This window comes from Bradyrhizobium sp. SZCCHNR1093 (assembly GCF_032381175.1).
In the GTDB taxonomy this organism is placed as follows: domain Bacteria; phylum Pseudomonadota; class Alphaproteobacteria; order Rhizobiales; family Xanthobacteraceae; genus Bradyrhizobium.
In genome coordinates, this window is the sequence record NZ_JAUHJJ010000005.1 from 59,957 (window position 1) to 77,577 (window position 17,621).

Below are 17,621 nucleotides of genomic sequence, written 5' to 3' on the forward strand. Positions count from 1 at the left end.
AGGACGTTGGCGCCCGAACCATGACCGGAACGGTGGACGGACACAAGCTTTCGCCTGCATCACCCCTCGATCGGCGCGTGTGACAGATAGGCCAGCAGCTTCATCTCGCGGCGACCGCGGGTGACGGTGTCGAGCACGAGGCCAGACGAGGCCGACAGCAGCGCCATGATCATCAGGCCCATCGACAGCACGGCGGTCGGCAGCCGCGGCACCAACCCGGTCTCGATATAGGTGACGAAGATGGGAATCGCGAAGCCGATCGAGACCAGCGCGAGGAAGATGCCGATCGCGCTGAAAAAGCGCAGCGGCTTCTCCGAGCGGTACAGCTTCAGGATCGTGCCGAGGATGCGGAAGCCGTCGCGCCAGGTGTTGAGCTTGGAGACGGACCCTTCGGGCCGCGCGTAGTATGGCGTCGCGACCTCGGCCACCGGCAGCGCCAGCTCCAGCGCATGCACGGTGAGCTCGGTCTCGATCTCGAAGCCGTCGGAGAGGACGGGGAAGGATTTGACGAAACGGCGCGAGAATACGCGGTAGCCGGACAGGATGTCCTTGAAGGCCTGGCCGAACACCTCGGCGAGGAAGCTCGTCAGCATCCAGTTGCCGGTGCGATGACCCATGCGATAGGCGGCCTGCTCCTGGTCGACGCGTAGGCCCACCACCATGTCGAGCCGCTCGCTGACGAGACGCGCGATCATGCCGGGCGCACTCGGCGCGTCATAGGTCGCGTCGCCATCGACCAGGACGTAGATGTCAGCATCGACATCGGCGAACATGCGCCGGACGACGTGGCCCTTGCCCTGCCGCCGCTCAGAGCGCACCTCGGCGCCGGCCGCGCGCGCGACCTCGATGGTGCGGTCCTTGGAATTGTTGTCGTAGACATAGACCGTGGCCGTCGGCAACGCCTGCTTGAAATCGCGGACCACGGTGGCGACCGCGGCCTCCTCATTGTAGCAGGGCACCAGCACGGCGATCCGCATCGAAGGTGATATCATCGACCCCTCTCCCACGGCCGGGAGACTGCCCTCATTCGGTGCAGAAATTCATAATGATCCGGCGGCAACGTGCTGTTCCGGCCGCCAGGTGGGAATGACCTTAACGCCGTCTAGCACCTCGCGCAGGCGGGACAGCGTGCCGAGCGTGGTTCCCTCCGGCAGCGCATCATTTGCGAAGAATCCGGTCTCCACGATCTCGAGGTTCGGCTCCGGCGGCCGGTCCTGCGTGAACCTTTTGATAACGAAGACGGCGACGTGGTCGCGCGACGAGACGTGGCTGTTGAGGAAGATGCCGTGCAGCTCCGGCTCGCCTTCGAGCGCGATCCGGCCCTCCTCGAACAGCTCCCGCGTCAGCGCCTCAATGAACGTCTCGCCGACCTCGACGCCGCCGCCCGGCAGGTGCCAACCCGAGACATAGCCATGCCGGACCAGGAACACGCGGTTCTCGGCATCCAGCACCACGCCGCGGACGCCGAGCGTCATGCCGCGGGCGAAGCGCCAATAGAGATGGAAGCCGCGGCGGAGCACGGGCTCGAACCGGATCCGCAGCCGGCTCAGATGTGTCGTCATCGCTGTCGTCGTCCTGGTTGTTCTTGCGCTCGCTGGCAGGGCTTGTCATGAGAGCCGGGCACCACGAGGGATAGCACGAGATGACATCTGGGCGCGCTTGCATCCGCCATCGGCACCGAGGGGCATAATGGCCGCCTTCACGCTCGCCCATCTGTCCGACCCGCATCTCGCGCCACAGCACAAGCCGCGCCTGTCGGAGCTCGCCGGCAAGCGCGCGCTCGGCTATCTCAACTGGACGCGCAATCGCTACAAATACCATCGCAGCGATATCCTCGATCTGCTCATCTCCGACCTGCACACGCAGATGCCGGACCAGATCGCCGTCACCGGCGATCTGGTCAATTTCGCCCTGGAATCCGAATTCCCCATCGCCCAGGCCTGGCTGCGGACGGTGGGGCCGCCGGACAGGGTCACCGCGATCCCGGGCAATCACGACGCGTATGTGCGCTCGACCCGGCTGCGCTTCGCCGAGAGCTTTGCCGACTATTTCGGCGGCGATGCCGCGGGACCGGCAACGTTCCCCTCGCTGCGCCGGCGCGGGCCGCTGGCGCTGATCAGCCTGTCCTCGGCCGTGCCCTCGGCGCCGTTCATGGCGACGGGACGGATCGGCAGCGCGCAACTCGCCGCGCTTGAGCTGCTGCTCGAATCGCTGGCGCACGAGCAGCTGTTCCGCGTGCTGCTGGTGCATCATCCGCTGCGCTCGGCCCACCGGATGAAGCGGCTGACCGACGCCAAGAAGCTGATCGCGCTGCTCGCGCGCCATGGCGTCGAGCTGATCCTGCACGGCCATGACCACGTGCATTCGACCATCTGGATCGACGGCCCGGAGCGCAAGATCCCGGTCGTCGGCGTGCCCTCGGCCTCCTCGATCGCGCATGGCCACTATCCAGCCGCGGCCTACAACATGCTTGCCATCAGCAGCGACGGCAATCACTGGCGCTGCGACATGACCGTGCGCGCGGTCAACGAGGCGCTGCGCGTGCGCGAAATCCGCGAGGTCCGCCTGCTTTGAGTCGCGGCCAAGTCCTCAGATCTGCTGCAGGCTCGCATAGAACGCGACCCCGAACAGCGACAGCGCGCCAAGCACGAAGCCGAGCACGAACGGCCAGAACCCGCCGCGCCGCCGCGGCGCCTCGCTGGTCTCCTTCGCCTGAGCCCGGGCGACGCTGAAGGCACGCTCGCGCTCGACCATGCGGCGGGCGACGTAGTCGGTGACGGCTTTCACGATCGCACCGATGTCGTGCGACTCGACGAGCACGATGCGGCCGTTGCGGGTGTCCTGCACGAAGCGATACTGCCGCTTGTCACGCCCCATCACGACATGGGCGACGACGTCGATCCACAGCCGCGGCGTCTCGCCCTGGCTGATGCCACGGTCGAACAGATCGAGCTGGCTCGGGATCTCTGCGAACAGGGGGTCGAGCGCGTCGTTGAGGATCTCCAGCCGAGCCACCTCGGCGTCGCGCAGGTCGACCACCACGCCCGTTCGGTCCGCGGCCTCGATCCGGGCCTGGCGCAGCGCTTCGCGCAGGCGCACGGGGCGGGAGTCTGTGCTGCTATCGGCGGCCTCGGACATCGCTCACGCTTTCACGGTTCGGCCCTGGTTTCGCCAGGTTCCCACCGTGTAAACCTAGCAGTAACCCAGTATTCTGCAATCCCCTTTCATCTTCAATGGGTTATAAGCACGCCGTCGTAACCACGAAAAGGACGTGGGCGGCCCCCGCCGATGTGATCCGGCTGAGACCGCCCCGTCCTTGGGCTCTTCCTTGAGCTTATTGAAATACCCGGCAATGCATTCCTTGCGCGGCCGCGTCAGGCGGCCGGAGCGCGCTGCGGTTCCTCGACGATCGAGAACCGCACGCCAGCCTTGTGGCGGTTCTCCTCGGACACCTCGCGCCAGCAATCCTCGGCTTCCTTGCGCGACTTGAACGGACCCTTCACCTGGGCCGAGCCTTCCACCAGCTTGTGGAAATTCATCGAGCCGAACTCGCCGCCGATCACCCAGAAATTGCTGCTCATGAGACTCTCCTTCAACCGTCACAATTTTGACAGTGCATTGCGAATTGCGTGACAGGAGATAAACGCGAGTCCGGCTGTTTCGTATAGAGCCCTTGTTTTCGAATGGTGATGTCATGTAACATCATCACTTGTCATAAATGTCATTTTGTAAATTTTGTCACAAAGGCGGGCCGGCCGGCCCGAAGGGGGATCGCGATGCCCGGCGAATCCGGAAAGAAGCTGTTCGTCGGCCCGCGCTTCAGGCGCATCCGCCAGCAATTGGGGCTGTCGCAGACCCAGCTCGCCGAGGGCCTCGGGATCTCGCCGAGCTATGTCAACCTGATCGAGCGCAACCAGCGCCCGGTCTCTGCCCAGATCCTGCTGCGGCTGGCCGAAACTTACGACCTCGACCTGCGCGACCTCGCCAGCGCCGACGAGGACCGCTTCTTCGCCGAGCTCAACGAGATCTTCTCCGATCCGCTGTTCCGCCAGATCGAGCTGCCCAAGCAGGAGCTGCGCGATCTCGCCGAGCTCTGCCCCGGCGTCACCCACGCGCTGCAGCGGCTGTACGCGGCCTACACCGAGGCGCGCCGCGGCGAGACCCTGGTGGCGGCGCAGATGGCCGACCGCAACGAGGGCGCCCGTTTCGAGGCCAACCCGATCGAGCGCGTGCGGGACCTGATCGAAGCCAACCGCAACTATTTCGCCGAGCTCGAGCAGCAGGCCGAAAGCCTGCGCGACGCGCTCGACGTGCCGGCCGAGGGGCTCTATGCGGCGCTCGCGGCGCGGCTGCGCGAAAAGCATTCGGTGCAGACGCGGGTGATGCCGGTCGACGTGATGCGCGAGACCTTGCGCCGCTACGACCGCCATCGCCGCCAGCTGCTGATCTCCGAACTGGTCGACGGCCCCGGACGCACCTTCCAGCTCGCGGTGCAGCTCGGCATGGCCGAATGCCTGCCGCAGTTCGAGCTCATCATCGGCCGCGCCGGCGCGCTCGACGACACCTCGCGGCGGCTGTACCGCATGACGCTGGCGAGCTACTTCGCCGCCGCCGTGATGATGCCCTACGCCCCGTTTCTCGCCGCGGCCGAAGCGCTCAACTACGACATCAACGTGCTGGCGCAGCGCTTCAACACCGGCTTCGAGCAGGTCTGCCACCGCCTCACCACCCTGTCGCGGCCGAACGCGCGCGGCATTCCCTTCTTCATGCTGCGCGTCGACAATGCCGGCAACGTCTCCAAGCGCTTCTCGTCGGGCACCTTCCCGTTCTCCAAGTTCGGCGGCACCTGCCCGCTGTGGAACGTGCATTCGACCTTCGACACGCCGGACCGCCTTCTGAAGCAGATCATCGAGCTGCCGGACGGTTCGCGCTATTTCTCGATCGCCCAGATGGTCCGCCGCCCGGTCGCGCCGCATCCGCTGCCGCAGCCACGCTTCGCCATCGGCCTCGGCTGCGAGATCAGGCATGCGTCGCGCTTGGTCTATGCCGCCGGCATCGATCTGGAGAAAACAGAGGGCACTCCGATCGGCGTCAACTGCCGGCTGTGCGAGCGGGAGAACTGCGCCCAGCGCGCCGAGCCGCCGATCACGCGGACGCTGATCCTGGATGAGACGACGCGGCGCGTCAGCTCGTTCGCGTTCAGCAATGCAAGGGAGCTTTGAGACCACGGCTCTCTCCTCCGTCATTCCGGGGCGCGCGAAGCGCAAACCAGGAATCCATCCAACGACACCGCCTGCGGCCCTGATTCCGGGCTCGCGCTTCGCGCGCCCCGGACTGACACCGGGTTTTTAGCCCCATCTATCCACGTCATTTGGGCACGGCGCGCAGAGAGCAGCGCCAGATGCAGACAGCGCCGCATGCGCGCCTTTGCCCACCCTACGAACTGCAATCGCTAAGAGAGCTTTCGTTTGGAAGAACCTCGCGTTGCCAAAGAATGAACCGACCTAATCCGAGGCCAGCCGCGAGAAGCGGAAGTTGCAGTGGCTTGCCCCACCGGCCAGCGTCTGCGTCCGCTCGAGCCGGACGCCGCGCGTCGCATAGGCGTCGACGTCCAGCCCGCAGATGTTCGGCAGGATGTCCTTGTCACCATGACGAGCGGCGAATTTGCAAAAGCCGCAAGCCTTGTAGTCGATGCCGAATTCGAAGGTGTCACTCGGGCCGGGCTCGACGACATCGTAGACGAAGTCGTCAGGAAATTCGCGCCGATGGCTTTCCGATGTACTCAACGCCGCCTGTTGACGCAACAAGCTCCGGTTCTCGGGCGACATGAATCGGCGGCCCGCTTCGAGACGCTGCGCTTCAGGCTCCGTGAGCAGCTGCGCCTTGTGGACCTCTCGTTCGATGTCGCCGATCACGGCGGATGGCAAGCCGTGTCGCCGGAGCACACGGCTCATGGCCATGAAGCCGATGAGCTGCATGAAGAACGCGGTCATGCGGCTTGCGGCGCCTCCGACATATGGAAGCTGATTGAGCACGACGTCGAACTCCTTCATGACGTCGGCCCTGATTGCATCGATGTCAGACAGCTCAGCCCGCTGGCTCAGGAAGGGACCGGCAAGGTCGAGGCGCTGGCGCATGGCGTCCTGCATGGCGCCGATGTGCGTCTGGTAGAAGAGATGGATATCGGACATCGAACCTCCTTCGTTGCCGGACCTGTCCGGCCAGCACGTTGAGCAAGCAACCCTACCCGCGACCATCCGCGCGCCTCAAAGCAGAGTTTCTGCGGCTCAGCGAAAGAAAATCTATTGCAGGCCTACGGACCTGCCGTGCCAGAGTGCCTGACGATGACCTACAGCCTCCCTCCCCTGAACGCGCTCCGAGCCTTCGAAGCTGCGGCGCGACATCTCAGCTTCAAGCTGGCTGCGCATGAGCTGCATGTGACGCCCGCCGCTATCGGGCAGCACGTGAAGGCCCTCGAACTGCGCCTCGGGGTACGTCTGTTCGAGCGGCTGCACAAGCAACTCGTCCTGACGGCGGAGGGAAAGTCCTATCTGGTCGGGATCTCCGACGGCTTTCGCCGCATCGCAGATGCGACCTCGCAGCTCAAACCCCGATGCGCGGTGCTGCTGCAACTGGGCGTCCACGACGGCTTCGATTTGCGTCGCCTCGCGCTGGAGCATTTCCGCGGCACACATCCCGACATCGGATTGCGGGTCGTGCAGCCGGCCGGCTTGCATGAGTTGGTCGAAGGGAAGGTCGACATGTTGATCGACCGTGGCCTTAGCAACCATCCCGGCTATCGCTGCGACAGGATCGAAGGGAGCAGCGGCTTGGGAGACTGGCTCATCGCACCTGAAGGGACGGCGGAGTGTCCGGAAGTGACGGGCCTGCGCGTATGGTTGCGTTCCAGATCGGCTGACGCCTTGCCGATCGACCGTCGACCAGGTCGGATCGGACTCGTCCGACGTTGAAGCCTCCCCCCTCGCCTTTGCCAATATAGAGCCGTGCGAGCAACGACCGGTCAGCGGCGTCATGATCGTCGTTCATGTGCCGTTCGGACACGACGATCGATTGTTCGGGCTGAAAGGTCGCGCCTCCCGATGGAACCCGACGCCTTCAGAAATGTTGCTCCGCAGTTCCATGCAGCAAAGCGAGAGTAAGTTGAATCGTCGTCAGTTCATTCAATCTGCGGCTGCGATCCCGGTCGCCGCATCGCTGGCGCGGAGTGCGTCGGCAGCGGCGCAGCCGTTCAGTGCAGCCACTGTCCGCGACCTCGCGCGCAATCTCGCGGCTAAGCCATTCGCCGCGCCGGACGACAAGCTGCCGGACGCGCTGGCCAAGCTCGACTACGACGCCTATCGCTCGATCCGCTTCCTGCCGGACCATGCGCTGTGGCGCGGCGATAACCTGCCGTTCCAGGCGCAGTTCTTCCACCGCGGCTCCATCTACAAGGACCGGGTCGACATCTACGAGATTGCCGACGGGCAGGCCAAGCCCGTGGCCTATCGTCCGGAGGACTTTGCATTCGGTCAGCAGGTCGCGGCGTTCCCGGCCGCCGATCTCGGCTTTGCCGGCTTCCGCATCCACGCGCCGATGAACCGGCCGAACTACTACGACGAGGTCTGTGTGTTTCTTGGCGCGAGCTATTTTCGCGCGGTCGCCAAGGGCGAGATCTACGGGCTCTCCGCGCGGGGGCTGTCGATCGACACCGGCGAGGCCAAGGGCGAGGAATTTCCGGTGTTCAAGGCGTTCTGGCTGGAGAAGCCGACGGGCGGCGCCACCGCGATGGTGGTGCACGCGCTGCTCGACAGCAAGAGCGCCACCGGCTCCTACCGGTTCACCATCCGTCCCGGCGAGACGACCGTGTTCGACGTCGAGGCCTCGCTGTATCCGCGCGTCGAGATCGCTCACGCCGGGCTTGCGCCGATGACCAGCATGTTCTTCTTCGGATCCAACGACCGCAACGACGTCGACGACTTCCGCCCCGCCGTGCACGATTCCGACGGGCTGGCGATGTTCAACGGCAAGGGCGAGCAGTTGTGGCGCCCCCTGAGCAATCCGCGAGACCTGCAGGTCAGCGTGTTCAACGATCTCAACCCGCGCGGCTTCGGCTTGATGCAGCGGGAGCGAAAATACGCCGCCTACCAGGATCTGGAATCGCATTTCGAACGGCGGCCGAGCCTGTGGATCGAGCCGATCGGCGACTGGGGTGAAGGCGCGGTGGTGCTGTTCGAGATTCCGACCAAGCAGGAGATCCACGACAACATCGCCGCATTCTGGCGACCGAAGGCGCCGCTCGCCGCCAAGGGCGAGCACAACATGACCTACCGCCTGCATTGGGGCCAGGATGCGCCGAAGCCGCATGCGCTCGCGCGCGTCACTCGCACCGGCGTCGGCGTTCACGGCGAAGGACGGCTGTTCGTGCTCGAGCTCGAGGGAGACGCCTTGAAGGAACTCGATTCGGGCCAGGTCAAGGGCGTGGTCAGCGCCGACAAAGCGGAGGTGACCAACATCGTCACGCAGCCCAACCCCGAGACGGGCGGATGGCGGCTGAGCTTCCAATGTGCCGTGAATGGCGCACCGGTCGAGCTGCGCGCCGAGCTCACCGCCAATGACAAGCTCGTCTCCGAGAGCTGGATCTATCGATGGACGCCGTAACCTCAAGGCAGATGCGCGCGCCTCATCGCGCGGTGATCAACGGCTTCCTTCCCGCAGAAGCGCCGCTCGCGATGGAGCCGTCGCCGCTGCATCAGGCTCCGGCGGCGCAACAGGCGATCACGAGCGGGCCACGCATCGCGTTGCGGCGCGCGCTGATCTTCGCCGGCACGGCCGCATTGACGTTGGCCGGCTGCTACAAGATGTACGAAGTGGTCGAGGTCGGCGGGGTGACCGTGCTGGAAGGCATGGTGCTGGTGCTGTTCTCGATCCTGCTTGCGTGGATCGCCTTCGCTTTCGTGTGCGCGCTGGCCGGCTTCTATGCCTTGCTGGGGCGGCGGCGCGATACGATCGCGATCGACATCGACGGCCCTCTGCCCGATCTCGCAAGCCGCACGGCGATGCTGCTGCCGACCTACAACGAGGATCCGCATGCGGTGATGGTGCGGCTGCGGGCCATGATCGAGTCCGTCGCCGAGACCGGTCAGGCCGAGCGCTTCGACTGGTTTCTGCTGAGCGACACCACCGATCCCGACATCTGGATCGGCGAGGAAGCCGCGTTTCTGGCGCTGCGCGAGGCCTGCGGCACCGATCGCGTGTTCTACCGGCACCGCGCCGACAATGTCGCCCGCAAGGCGGGCAACATCGCCGAATGGGTGCGGCGCTTCGGCGCGGCTTATGATCACATGATCATCCTCGACGCCGACAGCCTGATGAGCGGCCCGACCGTGGTGCGGCTGGCGCATGCGATGGAGCACGCCCCGGAAGCGGCGCTGATCCAGACCCTGCCCGTGATCGTCAACGGCACCAGTCTCTTCGCTCGCCTTCAGCAGTTCGCCGGCCGACTCTACGGGCCGGTCATCGCCGCCGGCAATGCCTGGTGGTACGGCGCCGAAGGCAACTATTGGGGCCACAACGCCATCATTCGCGTCGCGGCGTTCGCGCAGGACGCGGCCCTGCCGGAGTTGCGCGGCCGCAAGCCGTTCGGCGGGCATATTCTCAGCCACGACTTCATAGAAGCCGCCCTGATGCGCCGCGCCGGCTGGGGCATCTACATGACGGTCGACCTCGACGGCAGCTTCGAGGAAGTCCCGCCATCGCTGATCGACCATGCCGCGCGCGACCGGCGCTGGTGCCAGGGCAATCTGCAGCATCTGGCGGTGCTGCCGGCGCGCGGCCTGCATTGGGTATCGCGGCTGCACCTGTTGATCGGCATCGGCGCCTACATCACCGCGCCGCTATGGTTCGCCTTCCTCGCGCTCGGCATCCTGATTTCGCTGCAGGCCAATTTCGTCCGGCCGGAATACTTTCCGAAGGGCTTTGCGCTGTTTCCGACCTGGCCGGCCCAGGACCCGGTGCTCGCCGCCCAGGTCTTCGCGGCGACGCTCGGCCTGCTGATGGTGCCGAAGCTGCTCGCCTGCCTCGTCACGTTGTTCACGCCGACGCGCCGCCGAGGCTTTGGCGGCGCGTTGCGCCTCTGCGTCGCCGTGCTGGCGGAGGCCGTGCTGGCTGCGCTGATCGCGCCCTCGATGATGATCTTCCAGTCGGTCGCGGTGATCGAGATCCTGCTGGGACGCGACGCCGGCTGGCAGGTACAGCGCCGCAGCGACGGCGGCGTGAGCCGGCAGGAGATCTATCGAAAGTTCGCGCTGCCCACCCTGTGCGGCCTCGCAATGGCTGCCAGCGCCTATGCGGTCTCACTGCCTCTGCTCGCCTGGATGTCGCCGGTCATTGCCGGCCTCGTGCTGTCGATTCCGATCGGACTTCTGACGGGCGGCCGCAGCACCGGCACCGCCCTGTTCGTGACGCCCGAGGACCGGACGCCACCGCGCGTGCTGATCCGGGCGCGGGAGCTTGCCGATGAACCCGAGCCCCGCCGCGAGGCCGCGCTGGTCGCGCTGCAGCGGAATGCCGAGCTGCGGCGACAGCATGTCGATGCCCTGCCCGCGCCACAGCGGCGCGAGCCGGGCGACATCGATGTCGACCTCGCCACCGCCAAAGCGCGCATCGCGGGGGCCGGCTCGTTCACGCAGGCGATCCGCTTCCTGTCGCGCCGTGAGATCCTGGCCGTCCTCAGGGATGGCGCGACGCTGGAGCAGCTCGTCGCACTTCCCGCATGAGCGCCTGGACGACCTGCCCTATTTGGTCAGATGCGCCGATGCGATCGCCTGCTGGAACAGCGCGGTAAGCGCTGCGCCGATGCTGCCACTCGAATCGACTTCGTAGTAGTAGCCCGGGCTGGCGCACGATTTCATGATGCCGCTGATCGAATCCCGCCATGGCGCGATATAGGTCGTGTACCAGCTGTTGTTGGTGATCGCGAGATAGGTGGTGTAGAGCACGGCGATCTTGATGCCACGAGCCTTCAACGCATCACAGGTCGTCGTGTTCAGCGGTTCCTGGCAGCGGCCGCCCGAGAGAACTGTCTTGCTGCAGGTGGTCGGATAGGAATAGTCGGCGACGCCGTCGGAGACGAAGAACAGCCATTTCTGCGGCTTGGTCGACGAGCCATCGCCCTGGGTCGGGATGACGCCGTTCATCGCGGACATCGCACCGTCGAAATCGCTGCACATGTCGTTGTTGTAGCCGCTGTAGGGGATCGTCATCAGGTCGAGCGAACCGACCGACGACTTCACCGAGGACATGCTCGAGGACAGGCTGGCGATGGTCGTGAGGCCGAGCGAGCCGCAGTCGCTGCCCAGGCTGTAGACCGCCATCCGGTACTGGTTGCTGACGACCTGGCTGGCGGTCGCCGTGTCCGTGAGCGACTGCGTCGCGCTCCGGACGACGTCGATGCGCATCGTCACGCCCTTCTTCTTGGCGATGGAATAATAGCTGTTGGTCTGCAGCGTCTTCTTCGAGCTCGACGTATAGGTGTCGTGGCAGGCGAAGGCGCACTTGTCGGACGTCGCATTCTGCAGCGTCGTCATGTCGGCCGTGGTTGCGCCGAGGCCCTGCGATGGCGAGTTGTCGAGCAGGACGTAAAAGTCCATGTAGGTCGGGAACGAGGCCGAAGCAGACGACGAGGCCGAGACCGTCATGGTCGGGTAGCCGAACATGTGCATGAAGGCCGTCTTGACCACCACGGTGGCGCTGCCGGTCACGGTCCGCGCGGTGACGCTATCGCTGATATCGATGTTTAGCGAGTCCGCCGCCAGATTGTGCGCCGCCATCTGGCCGTTGAACATGTTGGTCGCCGCCGTCTTGGCGTCCGACGCGGCGCCGCGCATGGCGGTGTAGCCGGTCGCAGCCAGCATCGCGGCGTCGATCGAAGCCGACAGCTTCGCCTTGGCGCGCACGGCCATCGAATAGTCGATCGCCGAGCCGACGAAGGCGAGGATCGGGAGCAAAGCGAGCGCGAAGATGATCGCGATGTTGCCGCTCTGGTCGCGACGGAAACGCGACAATAGCCTGAGGTATCTATTTCCGGCCAGCACGGCCACACTCCAACGAACACGGTGATGTTGCCGGGAATGTTGCGGATCAAGCGTTGCATTGGAATTGATGGAATTGCCGAGAATTGGTTACGTTGCGTTTCCGATTGTCGTAAGCGGCCTTCCGGCGGTGTCGATGCACCACTCAGAGTGACATGACTGCCATGCGGACAGTGTTTTTGGCGGGCCCAACACGGAATGCCGGACGGGTCTCATCCGCCCGCCCCCCTGATCTGCGCGGCACCCCTCCTCTGGTACCCCGATTGCAAAGCGGCGGCGCCGATTGCATAGTCCGCGCGGTTTGCAGCGCCGGGGCGCGCTGATTCTCTGGGGGAGTTGGGGACGACGATGGCGGATGCCGATCTTGATGCCGTGATCCGGCAACTGGCCAAGCAGCAGAACAAGGCCATTCTGGCGGCGGCGAAGAAGCGCAAGGACCGCTTCAACGGCATGGCCGTCAAGGCCAAGGACAAGGACGCCAAGGAGCGCTTCAAGCTGCTCGCTCGCGAGGCGGTCGAGCAGGCCAATGCCGCCGCCCGACGGCTCCTGATCTCCGCCGACAACGTCGCCGACAGCTACGCCCGCGCGATGCGCCAGGCCGCCGCCGCGGAGCTGCCCAGGAAGGCGGAGTCCAAGCCTCCGGAGAAAAAGGCCGACGCCGCGGCAGCCAAGCCGCAAGCTGGCAAGGCGGCCAGGAAGGCTCCTGCGAGGGCCACGGCGAAGAAGGCCGCCAAGTCCGCCTGAGCCGGGCTCCGAGCGGACGCCTCGCCACCTCCGAAAATTGCGCCTTCGATAGCAACCATCGACGCGCCCTTCGACTTGCCTCCGCAACATTCTGCCCGGAGGACTGTATGAAGGCGCTGGTTTGGCATGGCAAAGAGGACATTCGCTGCGACACGGTGAGCGATCCCGAGATCGAGCATGACAGGGATGCCATCATCAAGGTGACGAGCTGCGCGATCTGCGGCTCCGACCTGCATCTGTTCCACAACTACATCCCGGCGATGATGCCCGGCGACATCATGGGCCACGAGACCATGGGCGAGGTCGTCGAGGTCGGCTCCGGCGTCAACGGCAAGCTCAAGAAGGGCGACCGCATCGTCGTGCCCTTCACCATCATCTGCGGCGAATGCGAGCAGTGCCGGCGCGGCAATTTCTCGGTCTGTGAGACCACCAACCGCAACAAGCATCTTGCCGAGAAGGTGTTCGGACACACCACCGCAGGCCTGTTCGGCTACACGCATCTCACCGGCGGCTATCCGGGCGGCCAGGCCGAGTATCTGCGCGTGCCGTTCGCCGACGCCACGCACATCAAGGTTCCGGACAGCATGACGGACGAGCAGGCGCTGTTTCTCAGCGACATCTTCCCAACCGGATGGCAGGCGGCCGCGCAATGCGACATCGAGCCGGACGATACGGTCGCGGTGTGGGGTTGCGGCCCGGTGGGACAGATGGCGATCCGCAGCGCCGTCCTGCTCGGCGCCGCCAAGGTGATTGCGATCGACCGCATTCCGGAGCGGCTGGCGATGGCCGAAGCCGGCGGCGCCATCCCCATCAATTTCGACAAGGAGAGCGTGGTCGGACGGCTGAACGAGCTGACCGACAACAAGGGCCCGGAGAAGTGCATCGATTGCGTCGGCTTCGAGAGCCATGTCACCCTCGCACAGCCCGATAGCGTGATCGATCGCGCCAAGCAGATGTTGATGCTCGAGAACGACCGGCCGCACGTGCTGCGCGAGATCATCTATGTCTGCCGTCCCGGCGGCATCGTCTCGATCCCCGGCGTCTACAGCGGACTGTCCGACATGGTGCCGATGGGGGCGCTGATGAACAAGGGCCTGACGATCCGCACCGGCCAGACCCACGTCAACCGCTGGACCGACGACCTCGTGCAGCGCATCGAGGATGGCCAGATCGACCCATCCTTCGTCATCACCCACACCGTTCCGCTTGCACAGGGGCCCGAGATGTATCGCGCCTTCCGTGACAAGCAGGACAGCTGCGTCAAGGTCGTGCTGAAGCCATAAGGGATCGCATCGCATGTTTCATGTCTCGAATCTCGTGAGGTCGAAAGGCGACCCCAAGATCATCTCGACCGGCCCGAGCTCGCTGACGCCGGCCGATCGACTGGCCCGCGGGCTCGGCTGGTTCAGCATTGCGCTCGGCACGCTGGAGCTGCTGGCGCCGCACCGCGTCACCCATGCGCTCGGCATGGAGGGCCGCGAGGGATTGGTGCGCGCCTATGGCGTGCGCGAGCTGTTCGCCGGCGTGCTCACGCTGTCGGTGGAGAAGCGGGCCGGCCTGCTGAGCCGCGTCGCCGGCGATGGGCTCGACATGATGACGCTGGTCGGTGAGCTCAGGCCGAGCAATCCGCGCGTGGGCAGCGTGCTGGCGGCGCTGGTCATGGTCGGAGGCATCACGGCGCTGGACTACATGTGCGCCCAGGACGTCAAGAGCCAGCACGATCCGCGACGCGGCCGCAAGCGCCTCTACAGCGACCGCAGCGGCTTCCCCAAGGGCATCGCCGCCGCAAAAGGCGCGGCGTTGCCGCGGCCGGCGCGCAGCACCGCCGCGACCTAGCCGGTCTGTGACAAAGCGTCCTGAAGCTACGGCTTCAGGACGACAGAGAACCGGCGAAAGCCCGCGATCTTCGGAAACGCCTCCGCGGCCTCCGGCGAGACCAGGGCCACCACGGCTGCGCTCACCTCGCCATTGTTCAGCCGGGTGATCGCGGTGGCCTGTCCTTCCAGCAGCAGCACCTCCGTCGCACCGGCCGCATTCATGGCCGCGGTGATCTTCGCGTTGGACTTGGCATAGCGCTCGTCGATCGCGATCACCTTGCCGCTGAGATCGGCGACTCCGCGCACGGTGGGACGCGTCAGCAGCACCGCGACGAGATGACTGTCGGCGGGCCCCTCGGGGACACGCAGCGCGGTCATCCGCTCGGCCAGCTCGGCCGCCACCGTCACCGCAGCCACCATGACGTCGCTCTGGACCTTGGCCGGATTCGGCATATCCGTCGTGGCGGAGGGGGTCTTGATCACCGGCGCGGGCGCGCCGTCAGCTGGCGCGACCGGATCGGGCCGCGGCGTTTGCGCCGGCGCCGCGAGCGGCTTTTCGATCGGTTTATCAATCGCCTTTTCAATCGGCTTTTCAGTCGTCTTGGCGGTGACGACTTGCGGCTTGACCCGGCGCTTTGCGGCGTGGGCGTGCTTGCGCTGCAGGGCCGCGCGGCGCGCGACCGCGGCTGCAGGCTTACGGATCGTCTTGGCAGGCTCCAATGATTGCGGCGGCTGGTCGGCGACGGGACCGTCCACGCAGGGCCTTCCGCTCAGATCGACGCAAGGCGAGGCCACCTGCGGCGTCACCTGGTGGCTGCAGCCGGCCAGGGCCAAGGTTGAAACGACGGCCAACGCGCCGAGACAAAGCGCTCTCACTTTTCCGCTCCTGACGACTCTCCTGCGCACGGGACGCGCCTCTGCTTTGGCCTGCTATTTCAAGGGCCATCCGTTAAACTCAGGCTTAAGCGCCGGTCCCGGCACGCGGACTCAGTGAGGCGTGGTTAATGTCGCGCGCACAAGGCGGCGGCATTGGCCGGCCTCGACCGCGAGAACCCGGCATTCCCTCAGCGGATATCAAATAGGCTTCACGCCGCCGCGGGGGGCGTGCACGAATTCCGTTGATCGGATCACCGCACGCCGCCATGTTGCGGCAGGTTCGTCGCGACGCCCCGCGTTCCCTGCGCCCGCCGCGGCGGAACGAAGCGCCGCCGCAGATGTTTCTCGAACTTGCGAAGGATGCTCCATGGCCAAGACAGACCCCGCAGCCGGCAAGCCGATCGCCAATGCCGCGCTCGCCAACATTCCGCGGCTGATCACGGCCTATTATGCGCTGAAGCCCGACCCGCACCAGCCGACCCAGCGCGTCGCGTTCGGCACGTCGGGCCATCGCGGCTCGTCGTTGAAGACCGGCTTCAACGAGAACCACATTCTCGCCACCAGCCAGGCGCTCTGCGACTACCGGCGCCAGCAGGGCCTCGACGGCCCCCTCTTCGTCGGCATCGACACCCACGCGCTGGCCGAGCCGGCGCTCGCCAGCGCGCTCGAAGTGTTCGGCGCCAATGGCGTCGAGGTGATGGTCGACAAGGACGGTGGCTACACGCCGACACCGGTGATCTCGCACGCCATCATCTCCTACAACAAGGGCCGCACGGCGCATCTCGCCGACGGCGTCGTCATCACGCCGTCGCACAATCCGCCGGAGGATGGCGGCTACAAATATAATCCGCCGCATGGCGGTCCCGCCGACACCGACGCGACCACCGAGATCGAGCGGCAGGCCAATGTCTATCTCGCCAACGACCTCGATGGCGTGTCGCGCATCAGCTACAGCCATGCCAAGCAGCGCGCCTCGGTGCACGCTTACGACTACATCACGCCCTACGTCGCCGATCTCGCCAACACCGTCGATCTCGACGCCGTCAAGGCGGCCGGCATCAAGATCGGCATCGATCCGCTCGGCGGCGCGGCGATCGCCTATTGGGCGCCGATCATCGAGCGCTACGGCCTCAATGCCACCATCGTGAACGAGCTCGTCGATCCCACCTTCCGCTTCATGACCGCGGACTGGGACGGCAAGATCCGGATGGACTGCTCATCGCCCTACGCGATGGCGAGCCTGATCGGCATGCGCGAGCGCTTCGATGTCGCGTTTGCCAACGACACCGACGCCGACCGCCATGGCATCGTCACGCGTTCGGGCGGGCTGATGAATCCGAACCACTATCTGGCGACGGCCATCTCCTATCTGTTCGCGCACCGGCCCGATTGGCGAAGCGACGCCGCGATCGGCAAGACCATCGTATCGAGCTCGATGATCGACCGCGTCGCGCGCAAGCTCGGCCGCAAGCTCGTCGAAACCCCCGTCGGCTTCAAATGGTTCGTCGAGGGCCTCGGCTCCGGCAGCTTCGGCTTCGCCGGCGAGGAGAGCGCGGGCGCGTCGTTCCTGAAGCGCGACGGCACGGTGTGGACCACCGACAAGGACGGCCTGATCCTCGGACTGCTCGCGGCCGAGATCATGGCCAATCGCGGCCGCGACCCGAGCGAGCTCTACAAGGAGCTGACGGCAGAGCTCGGCGCGCCAGTCTATGAGCGCATCGACGTACCGGCGAGCCCGTCGGCAAAGGCGGCGCTGAAGGCCCTGACGCCGGAAATGCTGAACCTGAAGGAGCTCGCCGGCGATCCCGTCCGCATGGTGCATACGAAGGCTCCGGGCAACGGCCAGTCGTTCGGCGGCATCAAGGTCGAGACCGACTACGGCTGGTTCGCGGCGCGCCCCTCCGGCACCGAGGACGTCAACAAGCTCTATGCCGAGAGCTTTCGCGACGCCGAGCATCTCAAGCGGATCCAGAGCGAGGCCCAGGCGGCGCTGGCGAAGGTGGGGTGAAAGGGCGAGTAGCGAATAGGGTTCTTGCCGTTCCCCATTCGCCATTCGCCCCTGCCCCCTTCCCTCCCGCCCCCCGCATCGGATATC

General features: G+C 65.7%; 16 protein-coding genes. 9 read left to right on the plus strand and 7 right to left on the minus strand.

All coding sequences use genetic code 11. From position 1 onward, the window contains the following. Positions 1-59: 59 nt before the first annotated feature. Both QX070_RS18135 and QX070_RS18140 read right to left on the minus strand, forming a co-directional pair. On the minus strand, positions 60-992 hold the full coding sequence (locus QX070_RS18135; protein ID WP_315738367.1) for a glycosyltransferase family 2 protein: 933 nt from the start codon (positions 990-992) through the stop codon (positions 60-62). Between the two features lie 48 nt (positions 993-1,040). Beyond that, the gene (locus tag QX070_RS18140) at positions 1,041-1,562 is read right to left on the minus strand and encodes an NUDIX domain-containing protein (protein WP_315738368.1); all 522 of its coding nucleotides are present in this window, start codon (positions 1,560-1,562) and stop codon (positions 1,041-1,043) included. A gap of 127 nt (positions 1,563-1,689) precedes the next feature. Here QX070_RS18140 and QX070_RS18145 point away from each other — a divergent pair, with 127 nt between their 5' ends. Then, on the plus strand, positions 1,690-2,574 hold the full coding sequence (locus tag QX070_RS18145; protein ID WP_315738369.1) for a metallophosphoesterase: 885 nt from the start codon (positions 1,690-1,692) through the stop codon (positions 2,572-2,574). Between the two features lie 15 nt (positions 2,575-2,589). On the opposite strand, the gene QX070_RS18150 is transcribed toward QX070_RS18145, so the two are convergent. Both QX070_RS18150 and QX070_RS18155 read right to left on the minus strand, forming a co-directional pair. Beyond that, positions 2,590-3,138: a hypothetical protein gene (locus QX070_RS18150; RefSeq protein ID WP_315738370.1), complete on the minus strand. Its 549-nt coding sequence runs from the start codon at positions 3,136-3,138 to the stop codon at positions 2,590-2,592. A 236-nt stretch (positions 3,139-3,374) separates the two neighbouring features. Further along, positions 3,375-3,581 carry a hypothetical protein gene (locus QX070_RS18155; protein WP_315717315.1) on the minus strand — a complete coding sequence of 69 codons (207 nt, stop codon included), beginning with the start codon at positions 3,579-3,581 and terminating at the stop codon, positions 3,375-3,377. Positions 3,582-3,776: 195 nt separating this feature from the next. On the opposite strand from QX070_RS18155, the gene QX070_RS18160 reads away from it, so the two are divergent. Next, complete coding sequence (locus tag QX070_RS18160) at positions 3,777-5,222, plus strand: short-chain fatty acyl-CoA regulator family protein (RefSeq protein ID WP_315738371.1); 1,446 nt, start codon at positions 3,777-3,779, stop codon at positions 5,220-5,222. 282 nt (positions 5,223-5,504) lie between these two features. Here QX070_RS18160 and QX070_RS18165 read toward each other — a convergent pair whose 3' ends face one another. After that, on the minus strand, positions 5,505-6,191 hold the full coding sequence (locus tag QX070_RS18165; protein ID WP_315738372.1) for an L-2-amino-thiazoline-4-carboxylic acid hydrolase: 687 nt from the start codon (positions 6,189-6,191) through the stop codon (positions 5,505-5,507). A gap of 153 nt (positions 6,192-6,344) precedes the next feature. Here QX070_RS18165 and QX070_RS18170 point away from each other — a divergent pair, with 153 nt between their 5' ends. The 3 genes from QX070_RS18170 to mdoH all read left to right on the plus strand — a co-directional run bounded on the left by QX070_RS18170 (position 6,345) and on the right by mdoH (position 10,775). Beyond that, positions 6,345-6,971, plus strand: coding sequence for a LysR family transcriptional regulator (locus tag QX070_RS18170; RefSeq protein ID WP_315738373.1), 627 nt, complete (start codon positions 6,345-6,347; stop codon positions 6,969-6,971). Between the two features lie 190 nt (positions 6,972-7,161). Next, positions 7,162-8,658, plus strand: coding sequence for a glucan biosynthesis protein G (locus QX070_RS18175; RefSeq protein ID WP_315738374.1), 1,497 nt, complete (start codon positions 7,162-7,164; stop codon positions 8,656-8,658). Next, a complete protein-coding gene (mdoH, locus tag QX070_RS18180) occupies positions 8,646-10,775 on the plus strand; it encodes a glucans biosynthesis glucosyltransferase MdoH (protein WP_315738375.1) in 2,130 nt (709 codons plus the stop codon). Before QX070_RS18175 ends, mdoH begins: the two co-directional genes overlap by 13 nt. Positions 10,776-10,793: 18 nt before the next feature. Here the strand turns inward: mdoH and QX070_RS18185 are convergent, their stop codons facing one another. Next, the gene (locus QX070_RS18185; protein WP_315738376.1) at positions 10,794-12,092 is read right to left on the minus strand and encodes a TadE/TadG family type IV pilus assembly protein; all 1,299 of its coding nucleotides are present in this window, start codon (positions 12,090-12,092) and stop codon (positions 10,794-10,796) included. 345 nt (positions 12,093-12,437) lie between these two features. On the opposite strand from QX070_RS18185, the gene QX070_RS18190 reads away from it, so the two are divergent. From QX070_RS18190 to QX070_RS18200, 3 genes are all read left to right on the plus strand, one after another. Further along, positions 12,438-12,833 (plus strand): hypothetical protein, encoded by a 396-nt coding sequence (locus tag QX070_RS18190; RefSeq protein ID WP_315738377.1) that lies wholly within the window; start codon positions 12,438-12,440, stop codon positions 12,831-12,833. A 107-nt stretch (positions 12,834-12,940) separates the two neighbouring features. After that, positions 12,941-14,116 carry a zinc-dependent alcohol dehydrogenase gene (locus tag QX070_RS18195; RefSeq protein ID WP_315738378.1) on the plus strand — a complete coding sequence of 392 codons (1,176 nt, stop codon included), beginning with the start codon at positions 12,941-12,943 and terminating at the stop codon, positions 14,114-14,116. Between the two features lie 13 nt (positions 14,117-14,129). Then, entirely contained in the window at positions 14,130-14,669 is a 540-nt protein-coding gene (locus QX070_RS18200; protein ID WP_315738379.1) for a hypothetical protein, read from the plus strand. Positions 14,670-14,695: 26 nt separating this feature from the next. Here QX070_RS18200 and QX070_RS18205 read toward each other — a convergent pair whose 3' ends face one another. Then, on the minus strand, positions 14,696-15,526 hold the full coding sequence (locus QX070_RS18205) for a hypothetical protein (RefSeq protein ID WP_315738380.1): 831 nt from the start codon (positions 15,524-15,526) through the stop codon (positions 14,696-14,698). Positions 15,527-15,893: 367 nt separating this feature from the next. Here QX070_RS18205 and pgm point away from each other — a divergent pair, with 367 nt between their 5' ends. Continuing rightward, on the plus strand, positions 15,894-17,534 hold the full coding sequence (gene pgm, locus QX070_RS18210; protein ID WP_315738381.1) for a phosphoglucomutase (alpha-D-glucose-1,6-bisphosphate-dependent): 1,641 nt from the start codon (positions 15,894-15,896) through the stop codon (positions 17,532-17,534). Positions 17,535-17,621: the final 87 nt, after the last annotated feature.

Bases quoted from the DNA above. Each gene is read 5' to 3' on its own strand.
- QX070_RS18145 (WP_315738369.1), top strand. From the start codon at position 1,690: ATGGCCGCCTTCACGCTCGCCCATCTGTCCGACCCGCATCTCGCGCCA.
- QX070_RS18200 (WP_315738379.1), top strand. From the start codon at position 14,130: ATGTTTCATGTCTCGAATCTCGTGAGGTCGAAAGGCGACCCCAAGATC.
- QX070_RS18150 (WP_315738370.1), bottom strand. From the start codon at position 3,138: ATGTCCGAGGCCGCCGATAGCAGCACAGACTCCCGCCCCGTGCGCCTG.
- QX070_RS18165 (WP_315738372.1), bottom strand. From the start codon at position 6,191: ATGTCCGATATCCATCTCTTCTACCAGACGCACATCGGCGCCATGCAG.
- QX070_RS18195 (WP_315738378.1), top strand. From the start codon at position 12,941: ATGAAGGCGCTGGTTTGGCATGGCAAAGAGGACATTCGCTGCGACACG.
- mdoH (WP_315738375.1), top strand. From the start codon at position 8,646: ATGGACGCCGTAACCTCAAGGCAGATGCGCGCGCCTCATCGCGCGGTG.
- QX070_RS18160 (WP_315738371.1), top strand. From the start codon at position 3,777: ATGCCCGGCGAATCCGGAAAGAAGCTGTTCGTCGGCCCGCGCTTCAGG.
- pgm (WP_315738381.1), top strand. From the start codon at position 15,894: ATGGCCAAGACAGACCCCGCAGCCGGCAAGCCGATCGCCAATGCCGCG.
- QX070_RS18190 (WP_315738377.1), top strand. From the start codon at position 12,438: ATGGCGGATGCCGATCTTGATGCCGTGATCCGGCAACTGGCCAAGCAG.
- QX070_RS18155 (WP_315717315.1), bottom strand. From the start codon at position 3,581: ATGAGCAGCAATTTCTGGGTGATCGGCGGCGAGTTCGGCTCGATGAAT.
- QX070_RS18170 (WP_315738373.1), top strand. From the start codon at position 6,345: ATGACCTACAGCCTCCCTCCCCTGAACGCGCTCCGAGCCTTCGAAGCT.
- QX070_RS18135 (WP_315738367.1), bottom strand. From the start codon at position 992: ATGATATCACCTTCGATGCGGATCGCCGTGCTGGTGCCCTGCTACAAT.
- QX070_RS18140 (WP_315738368.1), bottom strand. From the start codon at position 1,562: ATGACGACACATCTGAGCCGGCTGCGGATCCGGTTCGAGCCCGTGCTC.